General features: G+C 64.5%; 10 protein-coding genes. 4 read left to right on the top strand and 6 right to left on the bottom strand.

Annotation, left to right across the window (positions count from 1 at the left end):
* Position 1: 1 nt before the first annotated feature.
* Entirely contained in the window at positions 2–910 is a 909-nt protein-coding gene (meaB, locus tag LAN37_04535) for a methylmalonyl Co-A mutase-associated GTPase MeaB (protein ID MBZ5646473.1), read from the bottom strand.
* Positions 911–1,103: 193 nt separating this feature from the next.
* The gene (locus LAN37_04530) at positions 1,104–2,246 is read right to left on the bottom strand and encodes an acyl-CoA dehydrogenase (GenBank protein MBZ5646472.1); all 1,143 of its coding nucleotides are present in this window, start codon (positions 2,244–2,246) and stop codon (positions 1,104–1,106) included.
* Between the two features lie 91 nt (positions 2,247–2,337).
* On the opposite strand from LAN37_04530, the gene LAN37_04525 reads away from it, so the two are divergent.
* The gene (locus tag LAN37_04525; protein ID MBZ5646471.1) at positions 2,338–2,631 is read left to right on the top strand and encodes a hypothetical protein; all 294 of its coding nucleotides are present in this window, start codon (positions 2,338–2,340) and stop codon (positions 2,629–2,631) included.
* 56 nt (positions 2,632–2,687) lie between these two features.
* Here the strand turns inward: LAN37_04525 and LAN37_04520 are convergent, their stop codons facing one another.
* The 3 genes from LAN37_04520 to hemW all read right to left on the bottom strand — a co-directional run bounded on the left by LAN37_04520 (position 2,688) and on the right by hemW (position 5,652).
* Positions 2,688–3,146, bottom strand: coding sequence for an SRPBCC family protein (locus tag LAN37_04520; protein ID MBZ5646470.1), 459 nt, complete (start codon positions 3,144–3,146; stop codon positions 2,688–2,690).
* A gap of 88 nt (positions 3,147–3,234) precedes the next feature.
* Positions 3,235–4,323 (bottom strand): aminotransferase class I/II-fold pyridoxal phosphate-dependent enzyme, encoded by a 1,089-nt coding sequence (locus LAN37_04515; protein MBZ5646469.1) that lies wholly within the window; start codon positions 4,321–4,323, stop codon positions 3,235–3,237.
* A gap of 66 nt (positions 4,324–4,389) precedes the next feature.
* On the bottom strand, positions 4,390–5,652 hold the full coding sequence (gene hemW / locus LAN37_04510; protein MBZ5646468.1) for a radical SAM family heme chaperone HemW: 1,263 nt from the start codon (positions 5,650–5,652) through the stop codon (positions 4,390–4,392).
* A 167-nt stretch (positions 5,653–5,819) separates the two neighbouring features.
* Between hemW and LAN37_04505 the strand changes: the two genes are divergently transcribed.
* Positions 5,820–7,070, top strand: coding sequence for a beta-ketoacyl-[acyl-carrier-protein] synthase family protein (locus LAN37_04505; GenBank protein MBZ5646467.1), 1,251 nt, complete (start codon positions 5,820–5,822; stop codon positions 7,068–7,070).
* Positions 7,071–7,604: 534 nt separating this feature from the next.
* Here the strand turns inward: LAN37_04505 and LAN37_04500 are convergent.
* Positions 7,605–10,439 (bottom strand): protein kinase, encoded by a 2,835-nt coding sequence (locus LAN37_04500; GenBank protein MBZ5646466.1) that lies wholly within the window; start codon positions 10,437–10,439, stop codon positions 7,605–7,607.
* A gap of 145 nt (positions 10,440–10,584) precedes the next feature.
* Here LAN37_04500 and LAN37_04495 point away from each other — a divergent pair, with 145 nt between their 5' ends.
* Together LAN37_04495 and LAN37_04490 are read left to right on the top strand one after the other, a co-directional pair.
* A complete protein-coding gene (locus LAN37_04495; protein ID MBZ5646465.1) occupies positions 10,585–12,525 on the top strand; it encodes an ABC transporter ATP-binding protein/permease in 1,941 nt (646 codons plus the stop codon).
* Between the two features lie 103 nt (positions 12,526–12,628).
* Complete coding sequence (locus LAN37_04490; protein ID MBZ5646464.1) at positions 12,629–13,981, top strand: hypothetical protein; 1,353 nt, start codon at positions 12,629–12,631, stop codon at positions 13,979–13,981.
* Positions 13,982–13,987 lie beyond the last annotated feature (6 nt).

Below are 13,987 nucleotides of genomic sequence, written 5' to 3'. Positions count from 1 at the left end.
GCTAATCCTTCCCCAAACCCCTTACGATTTCCTGCACCAGCGTGTACGGGTCGCGGCGGTGCTCGACGATCTCGGCCGCATACTGCGCCACCGCCCCGTCGCCCATGCGTTCGCGCATGGCGCGCTCCAGCAGCGCCTCGCGCAGCATCTCCACCAGCCGCTCGCGCCAGCTCTCGATCTTCTTCTTCAGCAGCAGCTTCGACTTGCGCAGGAACTCTTCGTACTGTGCGATCGCCGCCGCCAGCTCCGGCACGCCCGTCGCCTCGGTCGCGACCGTCTTCACGATGGGCGGCGTCCAGCCGTCGGCCCGTTGCGAGATGGACTGCATAGCCCGGATCTCGCGCTCCACCCGCTCCGCTCCCTCGCGGTCGCTCTTGTTGATCACGAAGATGTCGGCGATCTCCATGATCCCGGCCTTGATGGTTTGCACGTCGTCGCCCATCCCCGGCACCAGGATCACCACCGTGACGTCCGCCAGGCGCACGATGTCGATCTCGTCCTGCCCCACCCCCACGGTCTCGATCAGGATCAGGTCTTTGCCCGCGGCGTCGAGCACGGTGGCCACATCCGCCGTGGTCCGCGCTAGCCCGCCCAGGAACCCGCGCGTGGCCATGCTGCGGATGTAGATGCCGGTGTCGGCGTGGTGCGCCTGCATGCGGATGCGGTCGCCCAGGATGGCCCCACCGGTGTACGGGCTGGTCGGGTCCACCGCAATGATGCCGAGGGTCTTGTTGTGCTTGCGATATTCGCGGGCCAGCGCATCCACCAGCGTGCTCTTGCCCGCGCCCGGCGGGCCGGTCAACCCGATGATGCGTGCCTTGCCGCTGTGCGGGAACAGCGCCTTCAGCAGCGGCATCGCGTCCGGCGTGTTGTCCTCGATGGCCGAGATGGCCCGCGCCAGCGCCCGCATGTCGCCCGCGCGGATACGCTCCACGAATTTTGTGAGACCGGCGCCCAGACAGTTCCTCTCGCCCGCGCTGAACCGAACAGTATAAATGACGCTGTTCCTTCCCCGGCCCCGCGGAAGCCGCGGCCGAGCCCGGCGTGGAGAGCGGAAAAATGGGCACGGCCTAAGCCGTGCCCTGCCCGTCCGTTCTACAGACCTATTCCTTCAGCACCTGCCGCGCGATCACCAGCCGCTGGATCTCGCTGGTGCCCTCGCCGATGGTGCATAGCTTCACGTCGCGGTAGAACTTTTCCGCCGGGTAATCCTTCACAAAGCCGTACCCGCCGTGGATCTGCACTCCCTCATTGGCGCAGCGCACTGCCACCTCGCTGGCGTAGAGCTTCGCCATCGAGGACTCGAGCGTGGTCTTCATGCCTTTGTCCTTCATGTCTGCGGCGCGCATGGTCAGCAGTTGCGCTGCGTCGATCTCCGTAGCCATGTCCGCCAGCTTCCACTGGATGGCCTGGAACTCGCTGATGAGCTTGCCGAACTGCTTGCGCTGCTTGGAGTACTTCAGCGCCGACTCGTACGCGCCCTGGGCCATGCCCAGGGCCAGCGCTGCGATCGAGATCCGTCCGCCGTCGAGCACGCGCATGGCGTCGACGAACCCATCGCCCTCCTTGCCCACCAGGTTCTCCAGCGGGATCTCGCAATCTTCAAAGATCAATTCCGCGGTGTCGCTGGCGCGCAGACCCAGCTTGTTCTCTTTCTTGCCCGGCTTGAATCCCTTCGTTCCCTTCTCCACGACGAACGCCGAGAGCCCGTGCGTGTGCGCCGTCTTGTCGGTCACCGCGATCACCACCAATACGTCCGCGTAGTGGCCATTGGTGCAGAAAGTCTTGGTGCCGTTCAGCACCCATTTGTTCCCCTTGCGCACCGCCGTCATACGCGCCGAGCCTGCGTCCGAGCCCGCACCCGGCTCGGTCAACCCCCATGCCCCGATGAACTCCCCCGTCGCCAGCTTGGGGATGTACTTCTTTTTCTGCTCTTCGCTCCCCGCGATGAAGATGTGATTGGAACAGAGGGATGTATGCGCCGCCACGATGATGCCGATCGAGCCGTCCACCCGCGACAGTTCCTCGATGGTGGTCACGTACTCCACGTATCCCATGCCCGCCCCCCCGTACTCCTGGGGGAAGATGACTCCCATCAGGCCCAGCCGGCCCAGTTCCTTGACTATTTCGCAGGGAAAGTGCGAGGCCTCATCCCATTCCATCACGTGCGGCAGGATCTCGCGCTCCGCGAACTCACGCACGCTTTTCTTCAGCTGTAACTGTTCTTCGTTGGGTTGAAAATCCAAGCCCGGCTCCCTCCAGCGCCTGAGTCAGTATAAGCGAAACCAGCAGTGACCCAAACGTACGCTTATAACACAGCGCCGGAGTTTGTCACAGATGACGGAAGGAATCTGGGGATCATCGGCGGGCGGATTGGTCAACAACCAGCCGCTCGCGGAGGTGGGCCTGCCGAACGCCAGATCAGAGCACGGGTCCAGCCACGAGCCACGTGATGCCGCTCCTCAGGGTCTACTGCCGGGTTGCTTTGACGATTTCCGCCGCCGTGGGCAGTCGGCCCGCCTGCTTCGCCGAGAAGACTTTCCGCCCGTCCACGATCACGTCCAGGGCGCCCGGCGCTCCCATCCGGATCTTGGCCTCGACACCGAGCGCCTGGCGCAGTTCGTCGCGTAGTCTGCCCGCCCGGGCACGGATGTCCCTTCAAAAGAAGCAGCGCCTGATCTCGATATTCATGCCTTCGCTAACTCTTCGCGCGCGATCTTCTCCGCTTCCGCCGCCAAGCGCTCGAACCAGAGCTTGTACGAGTCAAGCGTCTTCTGCTGCATGCCCTTGCCGATGAACATGGATCCAAAGCCCGAAAGGGTCTCCCAGGTCTTCAAAAGGGTTGTGCCGCTGGGCTGCTCCTCGAAGCTGAACCAGTGCTCACCGATGGTCATGTGGCCCTTGCCGCGCCAGCCGACCTTGTTGGGGATGGAAGGCTCCAGCACCTCGCAGTCGAATTTCAGGCGCCTGGGCCGCTCCAGTTCCATGTCGAAGTGGCTGCCCTTCTGCCAGGGCTCGCCGCTGGTCCACTTGGTTCGCCCAATGCCGGGGTTCCACCAAGCCCATTGCTCCAGTTTTTCAAACACTTTCCAGATGTGCTCCGGACGGCATTTCGCCGTCGCCGAGTACTCCAGGTTGATGCTCATGAAGCGCTCTACTCCCTCTTAAAGTGATTCTTTAGGTTTATTGCCGATCGCTCTTGAACGAACGCCCGTTACTGTTCCACGCGGAACATTACCCACAGACCTTCCGCAGCGCCTCCAGGGCACGCCCACAGGCGGCTCGGTCCACATCCATGTGCGTCACTAGGCGCATGTTCTCCGGGTCGATGCCGTTGATCAGCACGCCCCGCTCGGCCAGCGCCCGCGAGATCTCCGCCGAAGTCTTCCCCGTCCCCGCGACGTTGAACACCACGATGTTGGTCGCGACCTTTTTCGCGTCGAGCTTGATGCCGCGGACCTTCGCCAGTTCCTCCGCCATCCAGCGAGCGTTGGCGTGGTCCTCGTGCAAACGTTTCGGCATCTCCTCTAAAGCGATCAGCCCGGCCGCCGCCAGGATGCCCGCTTGCCGCATGCCTCCGCCCAGCGCCTTGCGGTACACGCGCGCTTGGTCGATGAACTTGCGGCTGCCCACCAGCAGCGAGCCCACGGGCGCGGCCAGGCCTTTCGACAGGCAGAACATCACCGAGTCGAACTTGCGCGTGATCTCCGCCACCGGCCTTTGCAGCGCGGCGGCGGCGTTGAACACCCGCGCGCCGTCCAGGTGCACCGGCAGGCCGGCCTGGTGTGCGCCGTCGCAGATCTCCTCCGCCACCTCGGTCGGATACACCGTCCCGCCGCCCATGTTATGCGTGTTCTCCAGCTCGACCAGGCCGGTCTGCGCCACGTAGTACGTCTTGGGACGGATCTTCTTCTTGATCTCGCTCCAGCGCAGGATGCCGTCCTCGCCCGGCACCGCGCGCGGGATGCACCCGGAGAAGTGCGCCAGCATTGCCATCTCGTAATCCAGGATGTGCGAGCGCGCCTCGCAGATGACCTCCTGCCCGGGCCGGGTGTGGCATTTGATGGCGATCTGGTTCCCCATGGTCCCGGTGGGCACGAAGATCGCCGCCTCGCGGCCGAAGGTCTCGGCGGCGCGGTGCTCCAGGCGATTGATGGTCGGGTCCTCGCCATAGACGTCGTCGCCGACCTCGGCCTCGGCCATGGCGCGGCGCATGGCGGGCGTGGGCCGCGTCACCGTGTCGCTGCGCAGGTCCACGGTGGCGGCGCGCTTGCTCTCGTCCTGGACTTCAGCCGTGCCTCGCGGCGCGGCGCTGCTCCTCATAGGAAGGCGTCCTGTCGTTTGCCGGAACAGAAAGTCTAGCGAATCTGTTGGAAAATTGCGATGCGCTCAGGCGTGCGCCGGGGGCGCGATGAAACGCTGGAACACCTCGTTGGAGAGCAGCCGCCCGCGCGCCGTCAGGCGCAGCACGCGGCCGGCGAGCTCCGTCAGGCCGTCGCGCTCCAGGTCGCGCATGACGGGGATGAGTCCGCGGATCGCCGCCTCTCCAAAGGTTTGCGCCACCACGTGCAGGTCCACGCCCTTGGTCAGTCGCAGGCCCAGGAAGAAGGTCTCCTCCAGCGCCGCCTGGCGCGACACGAACGAGAGGGCGGGGATCTCGCCCGCGAGGTAGGCGTCGAGAACGTGGCTGGTGGCGAAGCGTACGGCCTCAACATCGGCGACGATCGCAGCGGGAGGCGCGCTCCCTTCGTCGGCTTGGGGGCTTTCCTGCGCCGCTCGCAACAGATCGTCCGGATTCCTCGACGCGGGCAGCATGGAGTGGGCGTCCATCCCGAAGCCGAAGTACGGCTGTCGCTTCCAGTACTTCAGGTTGTGCCGGGACTCGGCGCCTTTCCAGGCGAAATTAGAGATCTCGTACTGGTCGTAACCGGCGCGCCCCAGCCGGTGGCACGCAATGTCGTACAGATCGGCGGTCATGTCCTCATCGGGCACGTAGTGGGCGTGGTACCGCGTGCCTCCGGCAATCACTTCCTTGCCCAGGCGCGATTCCTCGTCCACCTCCAGCATGTAGACGCTGACATGCGGCGGGACTACGGCGAGCGTTTCGTCCACCGAATACTTCCACGATTCGACGGTCTGATGCGGCAGGCCGGCGATGAGATCGATACTCAGATTGCCAAGTCCGAGGGCCCGCAGGCGGCCGATATCGTCGAGGACGATCTCGCGCGTGTGCAGCCGCCCGACGGCGGCCGATTCCCGGTCCACGAAAGACTGGACGCCGAGGCTGACCCGGTTCACCCCGAAGCCCATCAGCGTCTGCAGCATCTGCGGCGTGAGCGTGCCCGGCGCGCACTCCACCGTGATCTCGGCGCCGCGGACCACCTCGAAGACGTCCCGCACGCTCGTCAGCAGCACCTGCAAATGCTCCGGTTCGAGGGCGGTCGGCGTTCCGCCGCCGACATAGATGGAATCCACGCGGCGGTCTAACTCCGCTCCCATTGTTGCCGCCGTTTGTGGCGCGGAATGGATGTCTTCGCACGCCCGCTTCACGTAGCGCGAGATCAGATCGCTCGAGAACACTCCCGAAGCGAAATTGCAGAAGCTGCACTTGGAGCGGCAGAATGGGACCGAGATGTAGATGCCGATGGGCACTAGCTTCCGGCTTCGTCTCAGGGCGTGCGTCCACGCGCAAGCCCATCGTCGATCTTAGACCGCGAGTATATTGAACCGCTGAGCATACAAAGGTCTGGCCCCGGGTGCAAAGAAAACCATGTAACCCCTGGCCGCCAGCTCGCCTCTAATACAATCAGCAGACTGTCATGACAAGGCGAGTGGTCATCACCGGCATGGGCGTGGTCAGCCCCAACGGCATCGGCAAGGAAGAGTTTTGCCGCGCGGTGCTCGAAGGCCGCAGCGGCGTGCGCCGCATCACGCGCTTCGACGCCGGCGAGCTGCCCGTACAGATCGCCGGCGAGATCGCCGGGTTCAACGAGCTGGACTGGGTCGACGCGCACGAGCGCAAGCACGTCTCGCGCGTCGTGCCCCTGGCCCTCGCCGCTTCCGCCGAGGCCCTGCGCGACGCCGGGCTCGATCCGGATGCCATGTCGCTCGAAGAGAAGCGCCGCATCGGCGTGATCCTGGGCACCGGCGGGGGCGCACAAGATTTCACCGAGGAACAGTACCGCCTGTGGCTGACGGGCAAGATCAGGCAGGTGAGCCTGTTCAGCATTCCGAGCGGCACGATGGGAACGCTGGCCAGCGAGATCTCGATGCGTTTCGGGCTGCGCGGCATGAGCCATGTGGTGACCACGGGCTGCACCTCCTCCACCGACGCCATCGGCTACGCCCTGCGCAACATCCAGGCGGGCGTGCTGCCCATGGTGCTGGCCGGCGGGGCCGACGCCCCGCTGGCGCTCGGCATCGTCAAAGGATTTTGCCTGATGAAGATCCTGACCTCGTCGTGGAACCACTTGCCGCAGCGCGGCTCGCGCCCCTTCTCCGCCGACCGCGACGGCTTCGTGATTGCCGAAGGCTCCTGGATGTTCGTCCTCGAGGAGCATGAGCATGCGCGCGGCCGCGGCGCGAAGATCTACGCCGAGATCGCGGGCTACGGCTCCACCTGCGAGGCCTTCCACCGTGTGCGCCTGCAGGAGTGCGGCGAGGAGCCCGCGCGCGCCATCGGCCTGGCCATGGAGGAAGCGGGCATCGCGCCCCCGGACGTGCAGTACGTCAACCTGCACGGCACCTCCACCCAGCTCAACGACCGCATCGAGACCCGCGCCCTGAAGCTGGCGCTGAACGGCCGCGCCGCCAGCACACCGATGTCCGCTCTAAAGTCACAGATCGGGCATCCGCAGGGCGCCTGCGGCGCCGCCGGCATCGCTGCCACGCTCGTGGCCATGCGCCACGGCCAGCTCCCGCCCACCATCAACATCGAGGTGCCCGACCCGGAGTGCGATCTCGACTACGTGCCCGACCCCGGTCGCAAGGCCCAGGTCGAGCACGCCGTTTGCAACTGCATCGCCTTCGGATCGAAGAACTCCGCCCTAGTCCTGCGCAAGTTCGCTTGACCACCAGGTCGTGTGCTGGCGCAGCAGGTTTTCTAGCACGGCCATGACGGGCAACCCGATTTGCTGTCTATGGAGGCTTTGATTGCGGATTCAATCGCGGTCTGGACCTGTGTGCAGGCATCCCGCACCGGGTTCGGGCTGTTGTGGGCGATCAAGATCCTTGCCACAACGTCCTTAGCATCGGCTCTCGTGATGTGTAACCCCCTGCTCTCAGCCTTCCCTCTCGCCTCGTCGCCCGTCTTCGAGTCGAAGAAGTCGTAGCGGAAGCCCGGGTCAAGACAAAGTCTGCCGAACAGCAGCGTCAGTTCGTGCTTTCGCTTGGGTTCGGGGTCGGCAGTTTGGGAATTGTCACCGCCTGCGGTGGCGGCTAGCAGCCTCGAAGATCCCCACAGACCCACGGCCCACACAGACAAGGCCGTCAAGAGATTTCGTCGTGGTTTCACTTCCGGTTCCGATTCTTGATTCACAGTAGCTCTCCTTCGTATGCAAAAGGTCGTTCCAAGGATTGGCCCCAGGCCCGGAATACGGTGGCCCTCACTGATGATCGAGTTCTTGAAGTTCTTGCATGGCTTGCCGGCGCACCGCGACATCGTCCCCATTCGCCCATGACCGCAAGAAGGCCTGGTACTGCGAGCGCGCCTGGCGGAGGTCACCGAGCTGGCGATAGACGCGGGCCATCTCCAGATGCGAGAGGACCCAGTCGGCGGAGCAGCCGTCGCGCATGATCTCTCCCTTCTCATCGATGACCTTTTGCCATTCGTCGCGAGCTGCTTGCCAGTTTTGCTGGCGGGCATAGGCCCGGGCCAACCCGGCGTGCGCCCACGAGGACGGCATGGCGGCCAATGCCTTTTGGAATTTATCGGAGGCTTCAGCGGCGCGGCTCTCGGCCAATTCGATCTCTGCCGTAAGACTCAACAACGAATTGTTGTCGTACGGGTCCGTCCCTTCCTTGCTCAGATTCTCCAGCCGTCGGGCTGCGCGTCGAGCCCCGCGAAGATCGCCCATCTCGGCGTAGGCTGTCCCGACCCAGCGCAGTTCCTTGGACTGAAACTCGGCGGGCTCGCCAGCAGCCTCGATCCTTTTCAGTTGTTCGATCGCCTGCGCCTGCCTGTCGAGCACAAGATAGACGCGGGCGAGCAGATAACGCCGTAACACCTCCGGCGAACGGTTGCCGGTCCTGACATCGAGCCGGAGGTCGGAGTCGAGCCTTCGGGCCGCCTCATTGAATTTGCCCTCATACATGTCCGCTCGCGCCAGATACACCCGCGCGATATTGCCATAACCGGATTCGTTCTCGATCGCGCCGAGCACCTGGCGCGCCTCCACCAGACGATCAGCATTAAGCAGCGCCATGGCCCGGCCCCACTCTAATCGCGGCGATGCGACCCCGTGACTCATCGCCTGCGAATAGATCTGCAATGCCTCTTCATTGGCATTGGTGTACGCCAGACGCAGGACGAGGCTGGCGTACCCTTCGGCAAAGAAGGGGTTCAGACGCAACACCCTGCGCAGGTCTGCGACCGCCAGGTCATGTTTTCCCAGGGAACTGTGAGTCGCAGCTAGCTCATATTGGGCGTCGGCGTCGTCGGGGTAGAGGTCCACCAGGATCTCCAGAACCGCGGCGGCTTGCGCCTCACGCCGGTGGACACCGAAATATTCGGCTCCGATGAAGTACCGCTCTCTTTCCGTCACGCGCTCCCGGAGGGCGTAGGCCTTCTCCACCTCCTCAATCTCCTTATTCCGGTTTCCGAGCGTCTGGTAGACAAGAGAGAGCTTGTAGTGCGCCATGGCGAAGTCGGGGTCGAGCGCTAGCGCTGCCTGCAGACGGGCTGCTGCCGATTCGATTCTTGCCCGTGCCAGGTCGTCGACTCCGCGCGTGTAAAGCTGCAACGCTTCCAGGGACTGAGTCGTGACCTTCTCCAAGGGCCGGCTGCTTTTCTGGATCTGAGGAAGAGATTCGCCCAGCTGCCGGCGCACCGCCTTCGCCACCGCGTCCACCCGCTCGAAGAGTTCTTCCTTTCGCGTGAACCGCTGTTCTTCGGCGAACAGCAGCCTGCCGCTCCGCGCCTCCAGGGCGCGCACACGGATCTGGAAGGCCTCGCCACTGCGCTGGATGCTGCCGGCGAGGAGCACCTGGACGTTCTCCCGCTGGCTGATCTCCCTCCCCAGCGCTTCGTCCACTCGGGTGGCGTCGCTCTGTTTCATGCGTTCGAGGGCGGCATATACGCGTTCGCGCGGCAATACGTTCACGTAGCTCGACTGCTGCAGGGAGATATTGAGCGCCTCACCCAGCGTCTGGTCGAAGATCGGATCACCGGCGGAGTTTTCGAAATCCGAGATCAGCACCCAGTCGCGCTCCGTGAACGTCGGGCTCTTCCCGGTACCGACAGGAAGCAGCAACACCGCGGCAGCAACCGCGAGTGCGGCGGCGACCGCCGTCAGGATGCGGGTTCTCAGGGGAAGCCTTCGCGTCTGGCCTGGGGCCTGCGCTCCCTTCTGCAGCGCACGCAGGTCCACGACCAGGTCCGCCGCGGTGGCGTAGCGTTCCGCCGGGTTCTTGGCCAACATTTTGGAGACGATCCGCTCCAGTTCCACCGGACAGCCGGGAACGGCCTGGCCCAGCGGCTTGGGCTCTTCGTGCAGGACGCGATCCAGGGTCAGGACCGCCTTGCTGGACCGGAAGGGGTGTTCGCCGGTCAGCATCTCGTAGAACACGACGCCCAACGAGAAGATGTCGGCGCGCGTGTCGGCCGGCTCCTCCCGCAGGACCTCCGGCGCCATGTAGCCTGGCGTTCCCGCGTAGTTCGAAGTGCTCGAGACCAGGCTGGCGGTCGCAGAGCTCTCGTCCACCAGCCGCAACTGCCGCGCCAGGCCGAAGTCCAGCACCTTCACCAGCCCCGCGGTCGTCAGCATGATATTTTCGGGCTTAATGTCGCGGTGAGCGATGCCCCGGCTGTGCGCTGCCGACAGGGCCTCCGCGCATTCGATGGCGATGGGCAGAAAGGCCCGGAGTGGCATCGCGCCCGCAGCGCGGATCTTGTGCCGCAGCGGTTCGCCCTCGACGTACTCCATCACCAAGAGGAGTTCGTTTTCGTCCTCGACCACGTCGTACACGCTGGCGATGTGCGGGGAACTGAGCGCGGAGGCGCGCTGCGCTTCCTTCAGGATCTGGCGGCGCGCGTCGCCGTCGGCGCGCAGCTTCGGCGAGAGTCGCTTGACCGCGACTTCGCGGTGTAGGACTGTGTCTTCGGCGAGGAACACCTCGCCCATGCCGCCGCTCCCAAGCATCTTTTGGATCAGGAAGCGTCCGACACGGCGGCCGACGAACTCGCCCGCCGGCTCCGCGGGCTCGCTTTGGGCAGTAGCCATAAAGAACTTCTACCCCGGGGGATGACGGCGTAATGGTACTCCCGCACCACCACGGAACGCAGTGTTTTCCGGCCTGCCTAGCCTTTGTATGTTTTTCATCCCATTACCCCTTCCGCGCGTCTATACAGTAGTCTTAAAGGCACGGATGGCCGCCGATATCCACGAAGAAGAGGTCCTGGGAAAGGCCTACGACAGCCGCCTCATGAAGCGGCTGCTAGCCTATCTGCGCCCCTATAGATGGCAGGTGTTCACGGCGCTGGCGGCCATCGTGATCAAGTCTGGCGCCGACGTGGTCGCCCCTTACCTGACCAAGACCGCCATCGACAAGTATCTCGCCCGCTCGGCCGCCGGCGGTGCCAGGTCGGTACTCGACCCCTGGCTCAGCTCCGAACCACTCACCGGCCTGGCACAGATCGCCGTCATCTACGTGCTGCTCCTGATGCTCACGTTCATCTTCGAGTTCGTGCAGACCTACCTCATGCAGTGGACGGGGCAGAAGGTGATGTTCGACCTGCGCAGCCAGATCTTCCGCCACCTGCAGCGCATGCAGGTCGCCTTCTACGACCGCAACCCCGTCGGACGGCTGGTGACGCGCGTGACCACCGACGTGGACGCCCTCAACGATATGTTCACCGCCGGCGTGGTCGCCATCTTCGAGGACGTCTTCGTGCTCGTTGGGATCGTGGCCATCATGCTGAAGATGAAGTGGTGGCTGGCGCTGATCACCTTTGCCGTGTTGCCCTTCATCTTCATCGCGACGATGGTGTTCCGCGCCAAGGTGCGCGACTCCTATCGCCGCATCCGCGTGGCTATCGCGCGCATCAACGCCTATCTCCAGGAGCACGTCAGCGGCATCGTCGTGCTCCAGCTCTTCAACCGCGAGCGCAAGTCATTCGACGAGTTCGAGAAGGTGAACCGCAAGCACATGGACGCATTCAAAGACGCGATCATGGCCCACGCGGTCTACTACCCGGTCGTCGAAATTCTGTCGGCGACGGCCATCGCCTGCGTCTTCTGGTTCGGCGGCAGCGTCATCCTTCGCGACCTGTGGCTCGGCCGCGCCGGCCGCGATGCCCTGACCATCGGCGTCCTGGTCGCATTCATGCAGTACGCCCAGCGCTTCTTCCGGCCCATCCAGGACCTGAGCGAAAAGTACAACATTCTGCAGTCGGCCATGGCCTCCAGCGAGCGCGTCTTCAAGCTGCTCGACACGCCCATCGAGATCACTTCGCCGGCTGCTCCCAAGCTGGCGACGGGCCCCGGTCGCATCGAGTTCGACCACATCTGGTTCGCCTACCGGCGAATCTCCTTCCCCACCGATGGCGAGCCGCTCAAGACGGAAAACGGCAAACCCATTCAGGGCACGCCCGGCGAGTGGGGCTGGGTGCTGCGCGACGTCTCGTTCGTGATCGAGCCGGGTGAGACCGTGGCCATCGTCGGCCACACCGGCGCCGGCAAGACCACCATGATCTCCCTGCTGCTGCGCTTCTACGACGTGCAGCAGGGCGCCATCCGCATCGACGGAGTGGACCTCCGCGAGATGGACGTTTCCGAGCTGCGCCGCCGCTTCGGCGTCGTCTTGCAGGACCCGTTCCTGTTCAGCGGCACGGTGCGCGACAATATCCGCCTGGGCACCGACTGGATCCAACAGGAGCAGGTGGAGCAAGCCGCCGAGGACGTCAACGTCGCCGACTTCATCCGCACCCTGCCCCAGGGATTCCACGAGCCCGTGCGTGAGCGCGGCAGCACTCTCTCCACCGGGCAAAAGCAGCTCATCTCCTTCGCCCGGGCGCTGGCTCACGACCCCCGCATCCTCGTGCTCGACGAGGCCACCTCCAGCGTGGACACCGAGACCGAGTTCCGCGTCCGCGACGCCCTCAGCCACATGGTCGAGGGGCGCACCTCGGTGATCATCGCCCACCGCCTTTCCACTATCCAGCGCGCCGACAAGATCCTGGTCATGCACAAGGGCAAACTGCGCGAGATGGGATCGCACCAGCAGTTGCTCGCGCAGCGCGGTATATACTGGAAGCTCTACCAGCTCCAGTACAAAGACCAGGAAGTGCAGGTCAGCGCCGACGATTAGCTTCGGCTCTTTCTGGATTGAAGGGGCGCGGCTTCAGCCGCGCCATCAAATGCCCTTTCAGGAACGGCTTTAGCCGCTGGGGGCCCGAGCTGGGCGACCGATCATGCGCCGAATTGTCCTGCTCGCTTTGTTGATCTGTGCTCAGTTCCTGCTCGCGCAGGGCACGCAGATCCCCAAGCAAGCCCCGCCCCGCGAATTCAACGAGGAAGACGTCGACAAGCCGGCGCCGTCTCCGGCCCAGCAACCCGCACAGCCCACCGCCCCCGCGCAGCCGCAGGTCCGCGAATACAACGAAGAAGAGGCAGCACCTCAGCAGGTCACGCCCGCAGCGCCGCAACCCGCGGGGCAGACAACGGTGGCGCCGGCTCCTCCGGCACAGCCCCCTCCGGCCACCAACGCGCCGGCGCCGCTCTCGCCGCGCGAGCGCGAGATGCGCGACCTCGCTGTCCGTTTCGCGCCCGTCTGGCACCAGCGCATGGCAGGCAGCGAAGCCGAGCACCGCTTCGAGCTCTGCACCGTCTTCGACTTCGACGGCGACTGGATCGGCAACAACAACTGGGAACACGCCGCCGACCCCAAGTACAAGATCTGGTCTTTCGTCTATTACTCGGTGACTGAGACCGAGGACCATTACTACCTGCACTACGCCTGCTATCACCCCCGCGACTGGTCCGTAGTCCAAGGCTCGTACGACAGCGCGCTCGACGTGCTCCAGGAGAAGCTCGGCCAGATCCTCACCAAGGGTGTGCGCGACGAAGTGGAGTTCAACCACGAAAACGATCTCGAAGGCGTGATGGTCATTGTGGACAAATGGGGCGCTTCCGGCCCCGAGGTCGTCGCCGCCGAAACGGTCGCACACAATCACCTTTTGCGCGCCGTCGTCGCCGATTCCGGCCTCGAAGTTCCGGCCACCACCAAGCGGCAGGCGCTGCCGCTCGAGAACGGGCGCCCCATCTTCTACATCGAATCGCAGAAGCACGGCATCCATCCCTACGGTGGCGAGCGATCCGAGAGCAACGGCCCCATCGTCGTCCTGCGCTATGGGACAACGACCGAGCTCTCTCAGATTAAGGACGGCCAGGCCACCTACGAGCTCGTGCCCATCCGCAAGACCTTCTACCAGCACGCGCTCGAGACCCACGAACCCAACCTGACCTACGGCACGGTGGTGGATTTCGGCGAGCGTTTTTGTGACGTGCCGGGCGCGGTCAAGCCCGCCTGCGCTATCGGAACCATCGGCGGCGCCTTGCGCGGCGACGTCGCCCGCCCCAACTCCGCCGTTGCGCCCTGGGTGTGGTTCGACCTGGACGACAAAGGACTCCCGCCCGGCTCCTGGTTCTTCGATCCCGCCAGCATCCTGGTCCGCCATTTCGGACAGGAAGGCGGGGAGAAGTATCTCTACAACCCTTATCTCGGCATCGACGTGGGCGGCCCGGAGGCCGTAACCGCCAGGTGAACCTGC

Source organism: Terriglobia bacterium, from assembly GCA_020073495.1.
Classification (GTDB): domain Bacteria; phylum Acidobacteriota; class Terriglobia; order Terriglobales; family Acidobacteriaceae; genus JAIQFD01.
This window is presented reverse-complemented; position numbering and strand designations above follow the sequence as displayed.